Genomic DNA, 18,613 nt, shown 5'->3' with positions numbered 1-18,613 from the left:
ATATAATTCTTAAAGTTTGCAACTTATTTCCAATTTACTTTTTTCTTGCCAAACATGGCTAAAAATCCGTTCAAAGTTAAAAATAGAAACAAAAGTATATCTAATATCGGGAACCACCAACGCAAATCTCCATAGTTTAGTCGTTTCAGTAATTTCGGATAGACAAAAGACCTGATGATAATGCTTAACAAAAGGATTCCGCCAGCAATATATTGTGCTTCTCTGCTTAAAAACATACAGCCTGCAAAAAATCCATAAAATAGAAATTGAAATATGATTTGCAGGCTTAAAATAAATTTGTGTTTAGCTTTATAAAGTTTCCCTGCTCCAAAATGGCGCTTTTTCTGTTTGAGATAACCACTCCAGGTACGATTAGGCTCGCTCCATACATGACTATCTTGATGCAACCTTATTTCCGTATTGTATTTGCTGGCATGAGCGTTCACAAACAAATCATCATCTCCTGATGGAATATGCATGTGGGCCGCAAAGCCCTTATTTTTGAAAAAAAGAGATTTCTTGTATGCCATGTTTCGGCCAACGCCCATATACGGCATGCCTTTTAAAGCAAAACCCAAATAATTCACAGCTGTAAAAAAGGTTTCAAATCGAATTAAAGCATTTAATAAACCTCTCCGTTTCAGGTATGGCGAATAACCTAACAAAATATCAACATCTTCATTAACTGGCTGTTGCATATCCATTAACCAATTTTCAGATGCAGGTGTACAATCAGCATCCGTAAAAACCAGCCAGTCGTATTTTGCAGCTTTAATTCCCATCGTTACTGCGAATTTTTTGCCAGCGATAAATTTATCATTATCCAGAATTTTAACCACTTTGAGGTTGCTGAATTTCTTTTCCCAGGCTTCCAGAAATTCTTCGGTACCATCCCATGAGCGATCATTTACTACTACCACTTCAAATTCAGGATAGTTCTGATTTAAAATGGTTGGAAGATACTGTTCCAGGTTGGCCATTTCATTACGTGCACAAATGATTACACTGCAAGGCTTTCTGGCTGATAAAGGAATTTCCTCAATTTTAGCATTTGCTAATTTTAGGTGTATAAAAAGAACATAATATAACTGCACCAAAAGGCAAAAAGCCAGGATCGAGAGCAATATAATTTCAAGTAGGGTTAATATCACGATGGTAAAATAATAGGCGCAAATTTCTCATTTTTAATCTGCAATATCCCTTATGTTGAAAAAAACATGTGGAATATTATTTAATATTAAAATATCAGGCTAATTGTAGCAAATGATTATTGTTTGAATTAAGCCATTAAACTAGTTAACAGTATATATAGGTGTGTTAAATTTGCTACTTTTGCATCCTATATGAAATTTACTTTACAGGCTAACGACCCATTATCAAAAGCCAGGGCAGGAACAGTAACCACTGCTCACGGCGAAATACAAACACCAATATTTATGCCTGTAGGCACAGCTGGAACAGTGAAAGCGGTTCATCAGCGTGAGCTTAAAGAAGACATCGACGCTCAAATCATTCTTGGCAATACATATCACTTATATTTAAGGCCAGGATTAGATATTCTTGAAAAAGCTGGAGGTTTACATCAGTTTATTGGCTGGGATCGCCCGATTTTGACAGATAGCGGTGGTTATCAGGTATATTCTTTAAGCAAAGTGCGCAAGATTAAAGAAGAAGGGGTAACTTTTAATTCGCATATCGATGGCTCAAAACACTTGTTTACACCTGAATACGCAATGGATATTCAGCGAACCATTGGTGCAGATATTATTATGGCTTTTGATGAGTGCACTCCGTATCCTTGCGATTATACTTATGCAGCAGAATCTATCAAAATGACGCATCGGTGGTTAAAACGTTGCTGTACTCACTTTGATAATACCGAACCAAAATATGGTTTTGACCAAACCTTATTCCCTATTGTGCAAGGTTCTGTATATAAAGATTTAAGAATTAAATCTGCAGAATTTATTGCCAGTATGGAACGTGAGGGCAATGCAATTGGTGGTTTATCAGTTGGTGAGCCCGCTGAAGAAATGTACGCCATGACAGAAGTAGTTTGCGATATATTGCCATATGATAAACCACGTTATTTAATGGGAGTGGGCACTCCTATTAATATTTTGGAGAATATTGCCCTTGGCGTAGATATGTTCGACTGTGTGATGCCTACACGAAATGCACGTAATGGAATGCTCTTTACCAGAAATGGCATCATTAACATTAGAAATAAAAAGTGGGAAAATGACTTTTCTCCTTTAGATGCTGAAAGCGATTTACATGCTGATTTAGTCACAAGCAAAGCATATTTAAGGCATTTGGTTCATAGCAATGAGATGCTTGGAGCGCAAATTGCTACACTACACAACTTACATTTTTATTTATGGCTGGTAAAACAGGCTCGTGAGAAAATAATTTCCGGGGAGTTTTATGAGTGGAAAAACAAAATGATAAAAGTTTTAGGCAATAAACTGTAAAATGAATCAATTAAAAGGAAAGATAAAAATCATCGATCAATATATTATCGGTAAATACCTGGGTACCTTCATTTACACCCTGGCTATTTTTGTGATCATCATTATTGTTTTCGATCTATCAGAAAAGATGGATGATTTTATGAAAAGCGGTCTAAGTTTTTGGGGAGTGCTATCCAAATACTACGCTGGTTCTATCCCTTTTTATGTGAACATGCTTTCCCCTTTAATCAATTTTATTGCGGTGATTTTCTTTACCGCTAAAATGGCCGATCAAACAGAAATCGTTCCTATTTTGAGTGGAGGGGTAAGCTTTAACCGGTTTTTATTTCCTTATTTTATATCTGCTTCCGTTATATTTTCAGCGAATCTTGTATCAAATCTGTACATATTACCCTATACCAATACATTAAAAAATTCTTTCGAAAACACCTACGTAAAACGAAACGATCCATCTACCAAGTCTAATATCCACATGAAATTAGACGACAAAACCTACATATATATTGAAAGTTTTGATAATAAAACCAACTACGGATACAGATTCTCTTTAGATAATTTTAACGGCGATATACTGGTTAAAAAGATTGTTGCAGACAATATAAAATGGGATTCGACCAAGAGAAAATGGCAGTTGAGCAATTATTCAATCCGTAAAATTGATGGACTGAAAGAGTCAATGGTGTATGGAAACGGAAAACTTAAGGATACGATTTTGGATATGCGCCCTGATGATTTTTCAGCCTATGATAATGTGATTCAAAACCTGTCTACGAAAGAGCTTTCAGAGAAGATTAAAAAAGAAAAAATTCGTGGTACAGGAGTGATGAACGATCTCGAATTTGAAAAATATAAACGATATCTGCATCCACTTTCAGCTTATATTCTTACGCTCATCGGTGTGGCTTTATCTTCACGTAAAGTGCGTGGGGGCGTTGGTGTTTCCCTCGGTATAGGAATATTCATCAGTTTCGCATACATCGTATTCAATCAATTTACACAGATGTTTTCTACAAAGGGTGGATTACCTCCTTTTATAGCCGTATTACTACCAACAATTGTATTCGGAATTTTAGGCATTTACCTGCTGAGAAGAGCTCCAAAATAGCGATGGACATCAATAAAAAAAACTTAATTATTCTTCACTTAACTGTACTCATCTGGGGATTTACAGGCGTACTCGGCAAAGTGATTTCTATTGATGCTGTGCCACTGGTTTGGTATCGGGTATTGATTGCAACATCCACCCTTTTCGCCTGGTTTTTGATCACCAAAAAGAATATAAAAATCTCCAAAAAACAGTTTATACAATTCTTTTTAACCGGAGGAATTGTAGCTGTTCACTGGATATTTTTCTTCCATGCCATTAAAGTTTCTACCGTTTCAGTTACGCTGGTTTGCCTATCTTCTTTTACTTTATTTACGGCAATTCTGGAACCTTTAATTAAAAAACAGCCTATTCAAATGGGCGATATTTTAATCGGACTCTTAATTATTCTGGGGATTTATATGATCTTTAAATTCGAAAGCCAGTATACTTTAGGTATTATTTTCGGACTTCTTGCCGCTGTTGCCTCAAGTCTTTTCTCTACCATAAACTCTACCCTGGTTCAAAAAAGTGAACCTTCCATCATCGGTTTTTATGAATTGATTGGCGGACTTTTCTGGATTACTTTATACCGCTTGTACTATGGATCTTTAGTCAATTCTGCCTTTAACTTAAACACAAGAGACTGGTTTTATATCGGCATTTTAGGAACACTTTGCACCTCCGTAGCCTATGTAGCTGGCGTGTCGGTAATGCGAACTTTATCTGCTTTTCGCGTAGCTTTGGTTACCAATCTGGAGCCTGTTTACGGCATTCTTTTAGCCTTCCTTTTCTTCAAAAATAAAGAACAAATGACAGGTGGTTTTTACATCGGAGCAGTCATTATTTTAGGTGCGATATTCCTTTATCCGATTTACAAAAAGAGACAAAACAAGCAATAGGAAAATTTACTTTTTCAAGGCTATTCCTATACATTGAACCGTAAAATATCGGGCATATAAACCACTCATATTACCTGAAATATTTACACCTTAAAAGGAATTTTTATAAGCTATTAAACGAATTGATCTGGCATAGATTAATGGATAGAAGCATAACAAAATTGCATTCATTTTAGTGCATCATCTAACTCATTCAACCATCATAAAATGTTGCAATCAAACGCAAAATTTTGTCAATAATAACAAAGTTATTATCTCCGATACTCTTATCAATTAGATGTAGTTTACAGCATTGAAAACACTAAAGCAAAGTTATATTTAGCATAAAATTCCATAATAAAATAAGCAATCAAACGAGATTTTCATAAAGCATAACAAATCTGAGCAAGCAGCTAAAACCGCTTAATAAAACAACATAACAGTATGTTATTCAATTGATTAAATCTTAAATTTCCATTTTCGTCCAAAATATTAAAATCATTACTGAATACTCAAATATCGCAAGGAAATACGATTAGAATTGATTATTCAGGGCGTTTTTACCTCCTAAAACTATCAGAAAACATACTTATCGAGCAAAAATAACAATGTGATTTGTAAGAAAATTGATATTATTCTTAATTAAAAACGGAGTAATCAAAAGATTGTGAGGAGTAATTCCTAACTGAAAACACCTTTTTTGGCCTACATTTTCAGCGCATAAAAGAAAGAACAATCAACTGGTCTGAAATTAAATAGATTGGAAGCACAGAAAAAAACACAGACATTTCGTCAGCAAATTAAAAAAATAAGCAATCACAGTTGTTTATAAAAATGCCAATTCATTGATTAAAAAAGTGGTCAAGAATAACATTAGTGGTGTTACTTTTTTACGCAAAATTACCCAAGTAAAATCCTTTTTTGAGAATCCTTTTTCTTGAGAAATCAATGGTAAAGAACCAACCATTTATCTCAACAAAATGAGTTGAAACAATAAGATAAGCGTTGAAATTTTAAGACAAAAGGCTCGAGTTTTGTCAACGTTCATCATGTTATAAATTCAAAAATGGAGTAAAAATTTTCAAGGAAAACCGATTAATAAGTGTAAATTAAGAGCGGTTTAAAAGAAGAATATATTTTTAATAAAACCATCATTCAGATGCCTTAAAACTGTAAAATATAAATGATTTTTAATTAGATAAGTCGATTTAAGTAAAAAATATATAAAATTAAAAATCAGTTATTTAAGTAAATACACATAAATAAAAAATCAACAAAAATTAAACTTATAAAATTCCATAAAACTAAATATTTTAGCATTCACATCAGATGGGTTTAAACAAAGTAAACAAAAAACTATTTATCAGATACTTAAGTACAATTACATTAAGTTTTATTTCACTATCGGTTTTTGGGCAGATTTTCAGTACTGCACAAAACCCACTTAGTGTAAAATGGAACTATATTCAATCAGCAGGCTTTAAAATCATCTATCCAAAAGAACTGGAAAAAGAAGCACAAAGAATGGCCAATACCCTACCCTATATCTATCCAAAAATCGGGCTTGGTTTAAGGCAACAAAACACTACCATTCCACTGCTGTTGCAGAACCGAGGAACCATAGCAAATGGCTTTGTTCAACTCGGTCCAAAGAAGTCTGAATTTTATGCAACACCACCGCAATACTTCGATAGCCAGGATTGGCTAAACAACCTTGCCGTACATGAACTTCGACACATTGCACAGTTTGACAAATTGACAGGAACACAAGCACACCCTTTTCCTGAACTGGTTTACTTCGCTTATTTTGGAGCAGCAATACCAACCTGGTTTTTCGAGGGTGATGCAGTTGTGAACGAAACAGCTTTGACCGAATCCGGACGTGGTCGTCAACCAAATTGGATCATGCCTTTTCGGACTTCAATTTTGGAGGGCAAAAAATTCTCGTACAGCAAAGCATATTTTGGGTCGAATAAAGATGTAACACCGGGTTACTATCAAACCGGTTATTTAATGGTAGCTGACATAAAAGAAAAATACGGGCAGTTCATTTCCGACAGCTTACTTGGCGACATCAGAAAAAGGCCATTAAGGCTTTACCCATTTTCGCAAAGCCTGAAAAAATATACCGGAAAAAATACAAGAAAATATTTCCTTTCCACGCAAGAAAAACTGGAAGAAAACTGGATGCTTCAGAATGAAAAAACTGCTGCAGAAAATTATGAAAGCTTAAACAAAAAAACCTTGCTTGCCACCAATTATTTTCTGCCTGTTCGGTTAAACGAAAATCAGATTCTTACACTTAAAGAAAGTAAGCAGGATGCAAGATATTTCGTCATTATAAACAAAGATAAAACAGAGCAAAAATTATTCGGAATTGGTTATCAGGAACAGCCCTGGTTCAGCTTTAAAAATGATGTACTGGTTTGGGATGAAATCCGCTATGACCCGAGGTATAAGCAGAGAAGTTACAGTGTGATTTGCTCCTATAATTTCAAGACTAAAAAATTCAAAAAACTAAGCAGTAAAAGCCGGCTCTTCTCTCCCACCCTTTCTGAAAACGGAAAGAAAATCATCGCTGCAAAAGTTGAGCTCAACAATCAATTTAATCTTATTGAAATTGATGCTGCGTCGGGTAAGATTTTAAAAACTTACCCCAATCCTGAAAATGAAATTTTGCAAACTCCGGCCTTTGACAAAACGAGAAACCGGATTACTTACATCAGCGTAAATGAGAAGGGAAAAAGTTTGTGGCTGATGGAAGGCGATAAAAAAACACAACTCATTTCGAACAGCAGGCAGCAACTGAGCAGACCGGTTTTTATGGACGATAAAATTGTTTTTAATGCGCATTACAATGGCATCGATAATATTTATGACATTGATATCGAGACAAAAAAAATCAGCGCACTGAGCGGCTCAAAATACGGTGCCTTTAATCCGACAGAAACTGAAGATGGAAAGATCATTTTCAATGACTATAAAATCAATGGATATGAAATTGCAGAGAAAGCAATTACGGAGAAAATAACGGGAGAAAATAATTTTGTAGATTTTTCTGTTGCAGCAGAAAAGCAGGAAAACACGGGCAATGTTTTCGACAATATTCCAGACAGTACTTTCCAATCGAAACGTTTTCGCCAGGGCTTAAATCTTTTCAGTTTTCACAGTGTGATTCCAGTGATCAATAACGAATATGTTTTTGGATTGGAGCTTCAATCGAACAATTTATTGAACACAATGGATTTTTATACGGGCGCAAAATACCATCGCGATTTAAAGCGTTTCGAATACACCGCAGATATTAGCTATAAGGCGCTTTATCCGGTTTTTAGTGTTCTATACCGTAACCGACCAAAACGAACGTTCTATCGAGCTAAAAACGCTATACAGCAAGGCGATTGGCGGGAGAACTATATTAAGCTTAATACTTCAATACCGTTATCGTTCAATGCAAGAAATCACAACTATGCTTTTACATTAAATGCAGCCACCAGTTTTACGCAACGCTACATGCCAGAGAACATGCCAGTCAATTTCATCCGCGAGCTTAAATTCCCGATGGAATATAATTTTACTTTTAACCACAGTGTCAGAACCACCGAAAGAGATATTGCGCCGAAATGGGCCCAGGTTTTAAGAGCAACTTACAACCACCAACCATTTGATGAAAATCTTGGAGGCGAAATTCTGGCTTTGGAAAGTTTCTTTTATTTCCCTGGTTTTGCCAAAAATCATTCTTTCCTGGCAAGCTTCAATTATCAGAAAGCAAGTGGCGTAAATCAATACGCAACAGAGATTGCCACGGTTTACGGCTACAACAATATCCTTGCGAAAAGTAAATTACAAAACACCATGCTTTTTAATTACCGTTTTCCCTTTGCTTTCCCCGATTGGGAACTGGGCCCGCTGGCTTACGTCAGGAATTTCAGGGCAGGCTTATTTTGTCATTACGAAAACATTGGAAAAGACACCAGCATTGGCGAACCGAAAACTTATGGCGTGGAATTGAACAGCAGTTTAAACATTTTACGCTACCAACCTGTTATTAATGTTGGGGCGAGATTGGTTTTCGTTAATAAAATTTACAATCAAAATCCGATATTAGAGTTTTCATTTAATTATAGCTTTTAATCATGAGCGGAAAAACCATCTTTATCATCATCCTAACTGCATTATTAACCATATTTTTAATGGTAAATACCGAGCCTGTCGATTTCGACTTTCTGGTTACAACGGTTGCAGTATCAAAACTTTTAGTGATCGGTGTGTGTATTGTGATCGGCTTCATCATTGGTTTCATTGCCGGCCGTCCAAGAAAAACAGTGAGCAGCTACGATGATGAGATTGAAAGAAATCAAGCAACCGGAAATAAAAAAGAGTTAAGCGACGAAGACAGAGATTATATTAGTTAGGTCTAAGATTTCTGTCATGCTGAGGCACGAAGCATCTGTTTCATCGGATGCAGATGCTTCGTGCCTCAGCATGACAGGTTAACGAAGTCGCTGCAAATTTCAAAAATGTATCGCTCCGAACCCGTTTAGAAATCACGGTAATTGTACTGTTTCCATTTCCTTTGCAAAACGCTGAAAAAGCAATTAACCTAAGGCGATCATGATTTCTCCATAAAGCAAGCCACTTCCACCACCATAATGCTGAATGATTTTAACATCTGGTCTAATTTCCAAAAGCCTTGCTCTCAATCTTTTTTCTGCATCAGGGTCGATGCCGTTACCCAGCAAAACCAGATCAATTTCTTGTTCCTCACAAATAGAAATGGCCTCTTCATCAGTGCACACGCAAACGCCTTTCCATTCTGGCCTGGCATTTAACAGGCGATTCATTACAACTGTAATTTCTGTATCCCGACCGATATAAAGTATGGTAGTTTGCATATTCTAAAACTAATAAACCTCGTAAGCATTGGAAACCTACGAGGTTTGATAAAAAATTATGTTTTTATTAATTCAGTTCCATCGGAACATCCATTAACAACACTTCTGCATCTGCAGAGTTTGCTTTAAAATTAATACTATCTGTATCCCAAATACCTAAACCATCTCTTTTGCTTAAAGTTTGGCCGTTAATGGTAACTTCTCCGCTGATCACAAAAGCATAAACACCGTTCCCAGCTTTTTTGATTTTGTATTCGGTTTCAAAGCCGGCGTCAAATTTACCTAATGAAAACCAGGCATCCTGATGAATCCAAACGCCCGCATCATCTGCATTTGGTGATAAAATCTGCTGAAAATTATTGCGGCGGGCATCCACATCTAAAGCCATCTGATCGTAACGTGGGCTAACATTTTTCTTGTTTGGGAATAACCAGATTTGCAGCAAGCTTAATTTTTCGTTTTCCAAAGCATTAAACTCGCTATGGCTAACGCCTGTTCCTGCACTCATTACCTGGATTTCCCCGCTTTTAATTATTGCTGAATTTCCCATGCTATCCTTGTGTGCAATGGCTCCGGCCAATGGAATTGTGATAATTTCCATATTATCATGTGGATGTGTTCCAAAACCCATACCACCATCAATCAAGTCATCATTTAAAACCCGCAAAACTCCAAAATGCATTCTTTCAGGATTGTAATAATTGGCAAAACTGAATGAATGATGTGCATTTAACCAACCATGATTGGCATGGCCTCTGGTGTTTTCTTTGTGCAAAATAAACTGTGACATAAATTTCCTTTCTTGTTTATGATACAAATTTACTACAGGTTTTAAACCTGTGCATTGATGTAGGGTAAGAAAGTTTTAGTCTGGAGTTCTGAGTCATTAGTCTGGAGTCTTCTTAGCGATTGTTTTGCTAAAACCGCATCGCTATCGAATTCCCTCAGTTAGGCGTTTTCCAGCGCCTGCTCTATATCAGCAAGAATATCATTAATATGTTCCAAACCAATTGATAAACGAACAGATCCTTGCTCTATACCAACAATATTACGCTCCTCTTCAGTTAACTTGCTGTGTGTGCTCGTTGCCGGATGCGTGGCGATTGAACGCGTATCGGCAAGGTTTGCAGAAATGGAGAACATTTTCAATCCATCCATAAATTTGCGGGCGCCTTCTATACCACCATCAACAACGATGGTCACAATGCCACCACCCTGTTTCATTTGCTTTTTTGCAATCTCATACTGCGGATGCGATGGCAAAAAAGGATACTTAACCAATTTAATTTTAGGATGTTTCTCTAAGTATTCGGCAACTTTTAAGGCACTTTCGCAATGACGATCCATACGAACGGCTAAAGTTTCCAGGCTTTTCGATAAAATCCAGGCATTGAAAGGCGACAAAGCGGGTCCGCTGTGGCGGGCAAAACCAATTACTTCTGCAATCAAATCCTTGCTTCCTAAAATAATTCCACCAAGCACACGGCCTTGCCCATCGATGTATTTCGTAGCCGAATGAATGGAAATATGTGCGCCCAACTTAATCGGCTGTTGCAAATAAGGTGTTGCAAAACAGTTATCCACTACAAGAAGTTGGTTATGTTTTTTAGCTAAATCGCCTAAAAATGCTAAATCAATAATATCGATACCAGGGTTTGAAGGTGTTTCAACGAAAATCATTTTCGTATTAGGCTTAATCAATCCCTCCCAATCTTGTGGTTTATCCAAATCGGCATAATCAAAAGTTATCCCCCATTTAGAGAAAACATTGGTAAGCAACTGGTGGGTAGAGCCAAAAACCGACCGACTGGAAATGATATGATCACCAGCTTTTAAAAAAGCACCAAAAGTGGTAAAAATGGCTGCCATTCCCGTTGCCGTTGCAAAACCATCTTCAGCACCTTCCAGCAAACACATTTTTTCTATAAATTCTGATGTATTTGGATTTGAATAACGGCTATATACATTGCCTTCTTTCTCGTTAGCAAAAAGCGCCCGCATTTCTTCTGCATCATCAAACTTATAGCTCGATGTCAGGTAAATTGGTGCAGAGTGTTCTTTGTGTGAACTGCGTTCGGTTTGAGTGCGTATGGCTATGGTTTCAAAATTTTCGGATTTCATTTTATTGTTAGTATCAAGATTTTAGTATCAAGTAGCGAGTATCAAGTATCAAGATTTTGTATGGAGTATAAAATTGGCATCATGCATTTTAGGCTTTCGCACTTGATACTTGATACTCACTACTTGATACTCGCTACTTGACACTTACTTCTTGTTATTTGTTTATTTTGTAAGTAAAATTAATTGTTGCTGAGCGCCCTAAGATATTCGATACGGAGCAATATTTATCAAAGGTCATGGCTAAGGCACGTTCAACTTTTTGAGCATTTAAATTCCCGAATAAATCGAAGTGAATATCAATCACATCAAAAATTGGTGGCATTTCTTCATCTTTTCGGGTTGCATTGATTGCAATTTTGATATCATCTAATGGTTCTTTTTGCTTGGTCAGCACATTTACCATGTCAATTCCGCTGCAACCACCAAGGCCAACCAAAAGCATTTCCATTGGTCTGAAACCTTTACCCTCGCCACCAATGGCAGCCTTTGCATCTAATTCAACAGTAAAACCGCTCTCGTTTTCTGCCTCAAAATTAAATTTACCGCTTTTGCGGATGAGATTTATATTCATTTTTGTTAGTATTCTAGTATTAAGTAGTTAGTATCGGGCAACAAGCCCAAATAACTACTCAAAATGTTTATCCAATTTCTTAGTATTTTTTGCATTCAAACTCAAAGTTCCAAACGCCAGGCGCCAGGCAAACTAAATGTTGTAGAATACTAAGTTGTTGCTTTCCAGTTCGGGCAATTTAACGGGTTCGTTAAAAATTGCAAAAACCGATGAACCGCTTCCACTCATTAAAGCGAATGTTGCGCCTGCATCGTATAAACTGGTTTTTATTTGATGAATTTGGGGATACTTTGCGAATACCGATGGCTCGAAATCGTTGATAACCTTATTTTTCCATGTTGTTGGGGGCAAATGTATGATTTCTTTTAAGGATTGCAAAGGTTTTTGAGGTTTTACTAAGGCATATGCATCAGCTGTGCTCACATGTACGGGTGGTTTTACCAAAACTTTAAACCAGGCTGACAAATCAATTTCACAGTGTTCAAATTCATCGCCTTTATTGAAAGCATAAACAGGTTTATTCTCAATGAAGAAAGCACAGTCAGCACCTAACTGGCGGGCGTAATCTTCCATTTGACTCACTGATAAACCTAAGCCGAATTTATCATTCAATAATTTAATCAGAAAAGCACAATCTGCTGAACCTCCACCTAAACCAGCGCCAATAGGAATATTTTTTAAAAGATTAATCTGCTGTGCTGGAATGTCGAAATCTTGTTTAATAAGATGGTAAGCCTTTACACACAAGTTATCATTTGTATCGCCTGGAATATCAATTCCGTGAATTTTGCATGAGGTAAATTCAGCATCCGTGATTTCTACTGAATCCTTAATATTGATCGGATAAAAAACCGTTTCGAGGTTATGATAACCATCACTTCGTTTTTCGGTAATATTTAAACCCAGGTTTATTTTTGCGTTTGGAAAGGATAACATTTTAGTCTTGAGTTGTAAGTCTTAAGTCTGGAGTCCATGATGCAGAAAAAGCAAACGACTCTGATTGCAAACATACAAACTAGTCTGGAGTTTTCGGTCTGGAGTAGAAGATCGCAAAAAGAAGTTCAATAATTAAAGTCAGTTTTGTTTAAAATTCAACTGATGTAGAAAACTAAAAAATTTTAGGATTGAGATTTTTTACATATTTGTAATCGATAATTTATTCACGATTAAAAGCCCTTTTAGGGGTTTGAGTATATGAAACAATATTTAGATTTAATGCAGCATGTGCTGGATAACGGCGCACAAAAGCATGACCGTACAGGAACAGGAACCATTAGTGTTTTTGGTTATCAAATGCGATTTAATTTGCAAGATGGTTTTCCGATGGTTACGACCAAGAAACTGCATTTAAAATCTATTATACACGAATTAATCTGGTTTTTAACTGGCGATACCAACATAAAGTATTTAAAAGATAATGGTGTTCGCATTTGGGATGAGTGGGCTGATGAAGATGGAAACTTAGGCCCCGTTTACGGTTCGCAGTGGAGAAGCTGGCCAACGCCTGACGGGCAACACATTGACCAGATTACAAACATCATCAATACAATCAAAAACAACCCTGATTCACGGAGAATTATAGTTTCGGCATGGAATGTTGCTGAAATCGAAAATATGGCTTTACCTCCTTGCCATGCCTTCTTCCAGTTTTACGTTGCTGACGGAAAATTGAGTTGCCAATTATACCAGCGCAGTGCTGATATTTTCCTCGGTGTGCCTTTTAACATCGCTTCGTATGCTTTATTAACGATGATGGTTGCACAGGTTTGCGGCTTAGAAGCTGGAGATTTTATCCATACTTTGGGCGATGCACATTTATATAACAATCACATTGAACAGGCTAACCTCCAATTGAGCAGAGCACCAAAACCATTGCCAACAATGAAAATCAATCCTGAGGTAAAAAGCATTTTCGATTTCAAGTTTGAAGATTTCACGTTGGAAAATTACGAAGCGCATCCACATATTAAGGGAGTAGTGGCGGTATAAAAAGTTCATTTGTCAATAGTTCATTCGTCATTAGTCAATAGTTCATTAGTCAATAGTTCATTAGTCAATAGTTCATTTGTTTGGCAGCAAATAAAAACCTATTAAAAAAATCATCCTTATAGTTCATTTTAAAAAATATAAAATCATGAATTATAAATTAGAGGATTTAGAAGTTTACAATCTATCAGAAATAATCTCTGATAAGATTTGGGATATTGTAATGAACTGGGAGTATTTTGCAAAAGATACCATCGGAAAACAATTATGCAGAGCGGCCGATTCTATTAGTGCCAACATAGCTGAAGGCTACGGACGTTATCATTTCAAAGAGAATAAAAACTTTTGTTACTATAGTCGAGGTTCCATCTTAGAGGTTAAATCCTTCTTAAGGAAATCAAAGAATCGGAAATTAATATCTGATGAAATTTACGAGGTGCTTTATTTAGAATTACAAACTATCCACCTAAAATTGAACGCTTATATAAAATATATTGGAAAGGGTTCATCTGGTTCAAACCAATGACCAATGACCAATGAACCAATGACGAATGAACTAATGAACTAATGACGAACAAACCAAAACTTTGCATTGCCGTTGCAGTAGGCGAAAATTTAGCAATTGGTAAAAACAACCAGCTTTTATGGCACATGCCAGCTGATTTAAAATTCTTCAAGCAAACTACTTTGGGGCATCCCATAGTTATGGGTCGCAAGACTTTTGATTCGGTGGGCAAACCTTTGCCAAATCGCAGAAATATTGTGATTACCAGAGATCCTGAGCTAGAAATTGAAGGTGTTGAAATAGTAAACAGTTTAGATGAGGCTTTGGAGATTACTAAAAACGAAGAAAAACCAGTTTTTATAGTTGGTGGTGCAGAAATTTATCGTCAGGCTTTACCGAAAACTGATACACTATATTTAACTACGATACACCATACTTTCGATGCAGATACTTTTTTTCCAGAGTTTGACAGAAATGAATGGGAAGTAATTAACAAAGAACCTCATCAAGCAGATGAGAAGAATAAGTACGATTATACTTTTGAGGTTTTGAGGAGGAAGTAAATCTTTTACAACAGAGAAAACAGAGATTTTCACAGAGGACCCTGAGCAATTTTAATGCTTTCGGTTTTAAAGTGATAGTCGTTAGATTACGCTTTGCCTTGCAACCACGATAGTTTAAGCATTTAGCCGAAAATAAAAGTACTACCTGCGCCACCTAAACCCGATATACGCGGAAAGCCCACAATTAAGCATTACTGTTTTTTGTTTTTTTAGGTTTGCTTGCTTGTTTCACAGGTTTTCATTGTGGCTTGCAGCATTAGCGGGACAGAACCAAACCTAAAAGCCACCGCCATTGCTTTTCAAATAAATCTGGCGAATCAGTGCAGATTATTTCATGTTAAAAATTAATCTTAATAAATTATCAATTAAGGGGTTCTATAATTTAAAAATTTAATTAGATTTGCCGACTTGTTAAAAAACAGCGAAAGACAAATTATTTTAAACAAACAATGCAAGGAAAAGGTTTTATTAAGTTTATAGCGATAGTTTTAGCTATCGTTTGTGCGTATGCACTTTCTTTTACTTTGATAGCATCCAAAGTGGAAAAAGACGCAAAAAACTATGCGAAAGGTGATTTAGCCAAAGAAAAGGCTTATTTAGATTCGATGAGTACCGAGAAAGTTTATCCAATTGTTGGATTTACTTACGGCGAGGTAAAAGCGAAAGAGATTAATTTAGGTTTAGACTTAAAGGGCGGAATGAACGTAACGATGGAGATATCGTTAGCTGAATTGGTTAAATCTTTAGCGGGAAACCCTACTGATGCAAATTTCAACAAAGCGATTCAAAACGCACAAATCCAATTAAACGCTGGTGGTAAAGATTACATCAAAATTTTTGTTGATGAATTCGAAAAATTAAGCCCTGGTGTAAAACTTGCTGATTATTTTTCAAATCAAGATAATGCATCGCAGTTAAAGCCGAATGCAAGCAACAGCCAGGTTGAGTCTTTCCTTGAGAAAGAAGCTACAAGTGCTATTGATCGTTCATTCACGGTTTTACGTTCACGTATTGATGGTTTCGGAGTGGTAAGTCCGAATATGCAAAAACAGGAAGGTAGCAACCGTATTTTAATTGAAATGCCAGGCGTACAAGATAAAGAACGTATTGCCAAGCTTTTACAGGGTTCTGCTGAATTGCAATTCTGGCAAGTTTATCAGGTACAAGAAGTTGCTCCTTTGTTAGAAAACATTAACAAAACTTTAGCTGCAACATTAAAAACTGAAACTCCTGTAACTACAGATACCAGTGCTACAGCTACTACAGGTGGTAAATTAGCGGGCTTAGAAAAAGCTGCTAAAGATTCTACTGATAAAGGTGGTAAACTTGCAGGTTTGGGTAAAAAAGATTCGACAGCGGTTAGAGCTGAATTAGCAAAATCTAATCCGTTGTATGCTGTTTTAAGTCTTCCGATTTACCAGGGTGAGAACGGACAACAACAATTAATGCCAGGTGCAGTTGTTGGTATGTCGTTACAGAAAGATACTGCAAAAGTTAATTCTTATTTTAAACTTCCTGAAGTTGCCGCAGCAATTCCATCTACGATGAAATTTATGTGGAGCGTTAAACCAAGAGAAGGTTCTAAAGTTTTCGAATTATATGCAATTAAAGTGGTAAGTGCCGATGGTAAACCAGATTTAGGTGGTGAAGCAATTAGTGATTCACGTGCTGACTTTGATCAAAAAGGTAAACCAGAGGTAACCATGTACATGACCAGCGAAGGTGCTGCAAAATGGAAAAAAATTACAGCTGAGGCTGCTGCCGATCCAAATAATAAAAAATCTATTGCTATTGTATTGGATAACATGGTTTATTCTGCTCCTACTGTTCAGAATGAAATCGCTGGTGGTGTTTCATCAATCACTGGTAACTTTACACAAGCAGATACTAAAGATTTATCAAACATATTAAAGGCTGGTAAATTACCTGCTCCTGCCCGTATTGCAGGAAGTTTCGTTGTTGGCCCTACTTTAGGTGCACAAGCCATTCACGATGGTTTAATTTCATTCGTGATTGCCTTTATTGTGATCTTAATCTTCATGGCGTTATATTACCACCGTGCAGGTTGGGTTGCAAACTTTGCTTTGTTAATCAACTTATTCTTCATTATTGGAATTCTGGTATCACTTGGTGCTGTTTTAACATTACCTGGTATTGCGGGTATCGTATTAACCATTGGTTTATCGGTAGATGCAAACATCCTGATTTTTGAGCGTGTGCGTGAGGAGCTTGCACAAGGAAGAAATACCAGCGCTGCCATTAAAGAAGGTTTTAAACATGCAATGCCATCAATCATTGACTCAAACGTTACCTTATTTATTTTAGGTGCCATTTTGTATGTATTTGGTAGCGGTCCAGTTCAAGGTTTTGCAACTACTTTGTGTATTGGTATTCTTTCATCTTTATTTGCTGCAGTAGCTATTTCGAGAGTTGTTTTCGAGTCGTTATTAAACCGTAAAATCGATGTTAGTTTCGATAATAGTGTTACCCGTAATGCATTCAAGAACATTAGTTTCAACTTTGTTGGTCGTCGTAAAATTTACTATATCATTTCAACAATCATTATTGTTGCAGGTATTGGTATGTACTTCAAAAATGGCGGCTTAAACCTTGGGGTAGATTTTAAAGGTGGTAGAACTTACTTAGTTCACTTCGATAAAGCAGTTAATACCGAAGATTTAAAAGCAAAATTAAATCCTGTTTTTGGTAACGAGACACCAGAGGTTAAAACAGCGGGCGATGATAGTCAGGTAAAAATCACTACTACTTTCCACATTGAAGATCAGGATATTAAAACTGACAAAGTAGTGGAAGATGCTTTAAACAAAGGTTTAGCAGGTTCTAAGTATGAAATTGTAAGCTCGCAAAAAGTAACCCCAATTATTGCAAGTGACATTGTTAATGGTGCTTTCTATGCGGTATTGATTTCATGTTTGTTCATGTTTATTTATATCGTGGTACGATTTAAAAAATGGCAGTATGGTTTAGGTGCTGTAATCGCATTATTCCACGATGTTTTAATGGTATTATCGTTCTATACCATTTTAGATGGTGTTTTACCATTCTCATTGGAAATTGGTCAGGATTTCATCGCTGCAATTCTAACGGTAATGGGTTATACGATGACTGAAACCGTTGTTGTATTTGACCGTATCCGTGAGAAATTGAAAGAGTCTGGCAAAAGCGACTTACACGGCGAAGAGCGTAACCACTTAATCAACTTCGCATTGAACAGTACATTAAGTCGTACCATTTTGACTTCATTAACTGTATTCTTCGTGTTATTGGTTATCTTTATTTTCGGTGGCGATAGCATTCGCGGCTTTATATTCGCATTATTGATCGGCCGTATCATCGGTACATATTCATCATTATGTATCTCTACTCCTATTGTAATTGATTTGGGAAGTTCAGCCGAGAAAAAATAAGATTTCAAATTCTTAAAAAATAGATAAGCGTTCCGAGTAATCGGGACGCTTTTTTTTTGAACCTCTTCCTTTCAATCACTGCACGAACCTGTCCCTCTCTTCAAG

General features: G+C 36.5%; 15 protein-coding genes. 9 read left to right on the top strand and 6 right to left on the bottom strand.

From position 1 onward, the window contains the following. Positions 1-23 precede the first annotated feature (23 nt). Positions 24-1,151: a glycosyltransferase gene (locus DU508_RS15040; RefSeq protein ID WP_233509616.1), complete on the bottom strand. Its 1,128-nt coding sequence runs from the start codon at positions 1,149-1,151 to the stop codon at positions 24-26. Between the two features lie 192 nt (positions 1,152-1,343). Between DU508_RS15040 and tgt the strand changes: the two genes are divergently transcribed. The 5 genes from tgt to DU508_RS15015 all read left to right on the top strand — a co-directional run bounded on the left by tgt (position 1,344) and on the right by DU508_RS15015 (position 8,854). Next, positions 1,344-2,474 (top strand): tRNA guanosine(34) transglycosylase Tgt, encoded by a 1,131-nt coding sequence (tgt, locus tag DU508_RS15035; RefSeq protein ID WP_115403632.1) that lies wholly within the window; start codon positions 1,344-1,346, stop codon positions 2,472-2,474. 1 nt (position 2,475) lies between these two features. Beyond that, positions 2,476-3,579 (top strand): LptF/LptG family permease, encoded by a 1,104-nt coding sequence (locus tag DU508_RS15030; RefSeq protein ID WP_115403631.1) that lies wholly within the window; start codon positions 2,476-2,478, stop codon positions 3,577-3,579. 2 nt (positions 3,580-3,581) lie between these two features. Next, positions 3,582-4,460 (top strand): DMT family transporter, encoded by an 879-nt coding sequence (locus DU508_RS15025; RefSeq protein WP_115403630.1) that lies wholly within the window; start codon positions 3,582-3,584, stop codon positions 4,458-4,460. 1,308 nt (positions 4,461-5,768) lie between these two features. Then, the gene (locus DU508_RS15020) at positions 5,769-8,573 is read left to right on the top strand and encodes a TolB family protein (RefSeq protein ID WP_115403629.1); all 2,805 of its coding nucleotides are present in this window, start codon (positions 5,769-5,771) and stop codon (positions 8,571-8,573) included. Positions 8,574-8,575: 2 nt separating this feature from the next. Then, positions 8,576-8,854 (top strand): lipopolysaccharide assembly protein LapA domain-containing protein, encoded by a 279-nt coding sequence (locus DU508_RS15015; RefSeq protein WP_115403628.1) that lies wholly within the window; start codon positions 8,576-8,578, stop codon positions 8,852-8,854. A 183-nt stretch (positions 8,855-9,037) separates the two neighbouring features. On the opposite strand, the gene DU508_RS15010 is transcribed toward DU508_RS15015, so the two are convergent. From DU508_RS15010 to ispE, 5 genes are all read right to left on the bottom strand, one after another. Continuing rightward, on the bottom strand, positions 9,038-9,334 hold the full coding sequence (locus DU508_RS15010) for a response regulator (protein WP_115403627.1): 297 nt from the start codon (positions 9,332-9,334) through the stop codon (positions 9,038-9,040). Between the two features lie 67 nt (positions 9,335-9,401). Then, entirely contained in the window at positions 9,402-10,124 is a 723-nt protein-coding gene (locus tag DU508_RS15005) for a pirin family protein (protein WP_115403626.1), read from the bottom strand. A 158-nt stretch (positions 10,125-10,282) separates the two neighbouring features. Further along, positions 10,283-11,455 (bottom strand): trans-sulfuration enzyme family protein, encoded by a 1,173-nt coding sequence (locus DU508_RS15000; RefSeq protein ID WP_115403625.1) that lies wholly within the window; start codon positions 11,453-11,455, stop codon positions 10,283-10,285. A 154-nt stretch (positions 11,456-11,609) separates the two neighbouring features. Further along, positions 11,610-12,026 carry an OsmC family protein gene (locus DU508_RS14995; protein WP_115403624.1) on the bottom strand — a complete coding sequence of 139 codons (417 nt, stop codon included), beginning with the start codon at positions 12,024-12,026 and terminating at the stop codon, positions 11,610-11,612. Positions 12,027-12,158: 132 nt separating this feature from the next. Then, entirely contained in the window at positions 12,159-12,962 is an 804-nt protein-coding gene (gene ispE, locus DU508_RS14990) for a 4-(cytidine 5'-diphospho)-2-C-methyl-D-erythritol kinase (RefSeq protein WP_115403623.1), read from the bottom strand. A gap of 258 nt (positions 12,963-13,220) precedes the next feature. Here ispE and DU508_RS14985 point away from each other — a divergent pair, with 258 nt between their 5' ends. From DU508_RS14985 to secDF, 4 genes are all read left to right on the top strand, one after another. Further along, entirely contained in the window at positions 13,221-14,015 is a 795-nt protein-coding gene (locus DU508_RS14985; protein WP_115403622.1) for a thymidylate synthase, read from the top strand. Positions 14,016-14,160: 145 nt separating this feature from the next. Further along, positions 14,161-14,538: a four helix bundle protein gene (locus DU508_RS14980; RefSeq protein ID WP_115403621.1), complete on the top strand. Its 378-nt coding sequence runs from the start codon at positions 14,161-14,163 to the stop codon at positions 14,536-14,538. A 41-nt stretch (positions 14,539-14,579) separates the two neighbouring features. Then, positions 14,580-15,080, top strand: a complete 501-nt coding sequence (locus DU508_RS14975; protein ID WP_115403620.1) for a dihydrofolate reductase — start codon at positions 14,580-14,582, stop codon at positions 15,078-15,080. A 449-nt stretch (positions 15,081-15,529) separates the two neighbouring features. Then, positions 15,530-18,508 (top strand): protein translocase subunit SecDF, encoded by a 2,979-nt coding sequence (gene secDF / locus DU508_RS14970; protein WP_115403619.1) that lies wholly within the window; start codon positions 15,530-15,532, stop codon positions 18,506-18,508. The last annotated feature ends 105 nt before the right edge of the window (positions 18,509-18,613 follow it).

The sequence above is a fragment of the Pedobacter chinensis genome, from assembly GCF_003339865.1.
GTDB classification, from domain to species: Bacteria; Bacteroidota; Bacteroidia; order Sphingobacteriales; family Sphingobacteriaceae; genus Pedobacter; species Pedobacter chinensis.
Note: the sequence above shows the minus strand (reverse complement) of the source record. Positions and strands in the feature narration are given on the sequence as shown.

Excerpts from the sequence above, each read along its gene's own strand:
- tgt (WP_115403632.1), top strand. The coding sequence starts at position 1,344 with ATGAAATTTACTTTACAGGCTAACGACCCATTATCAAAAGCCAGGGCA.
- DU508_RS15030 (WP_115403631.1), top strand. The coding sequence starts at position 2,476 with ATGAATCAATTAAAAGGAAAGATAAAAATCATCGATCAATATATTATC.
- DU508_RS15025 (WP_115403630.1), top strand. The coding sequence starts at position 3,582 with ATGGACATCAATAAAAAAAACTTAATTATTCTTCACTTAACTGTACTC.
- DU508_RS15020 (WP_115403629.1), top strand. The coding sequence starts at position 5,769 with ATGGGTTTAAACAAAGTAAACAAAAAACTATTTATCAGATACTTAAGT.
- DU508_RS15015 (WP_115403628.1), top strand. The coding sequence starts at position 8,576 with ATGAGCGGAAAAACCATCTTTATCATCATCCTAACTGCATTATTAACC.
- DU508_RS15010 (WP_115403627.1), bottom strand. The coding sequence starts at position 9,334 with ATGCAAACTACCATACTTTATATCGGTCGGGATACAGAAATTACAGTT.
- DU508_RS15005 (WP_115403626.1), bottom strand. The coding sequence starts at position 10,124 with ATGTCACAGTTTATTTTGCACAAAGAAAACACCAGAGGCCATGCCAAT.
- DU508_RS15000 (WP_115403625.1), bottom strand. The coding sequence starts at position 11,455 with ATGAAATCCGAAAATTTTGAAACCATAGCCATACGCACTCAAACCGAA.
- DU508_RS14995 (WP_115403624.1), bottom strand. The coding sequence starts at position 12,026 with ATGAATATAAATCTCATCCGCAAAAGCGGTAAATTTAATTTTGAGGCA.
- ispE (WP_115403623.1), bottom strand. The coding sequence starts at position 12,962 with ATGTTATCCTTTCCAAACGCAAAAATAAACCTGGGTTTAAATATTACC.
- DU508_RS14985 (WP_115403622.1), top strand. The coding sequence starts at position 13,221 with ATGAAACAATATTTAGATTTAATGCAGCATGTGCTGGATAACGGCGCA.
- DU508_RS14980 (WP_115403621.1), top strand. The coding sequence starts at position 14,161 with ATGAATTATAAATTAGAGGATTTAGAAGTTTACAATCTATCAGAAATA.
- DU508_RS14975 (WP_115403620.1), top strand. The coding sequence starts at position 14,580 with ATGACGAACAAACCAAAACTTTGCATTGCCGTTGCAGTAGGCGAAAAT.
- secDF (WP_115403619.1), top strand. The coding sequence starts at position 15,530 with ATGCAAGGAAAAGGTTTTATTAAGTTTATAGCGATAGTTTTAGCTATC.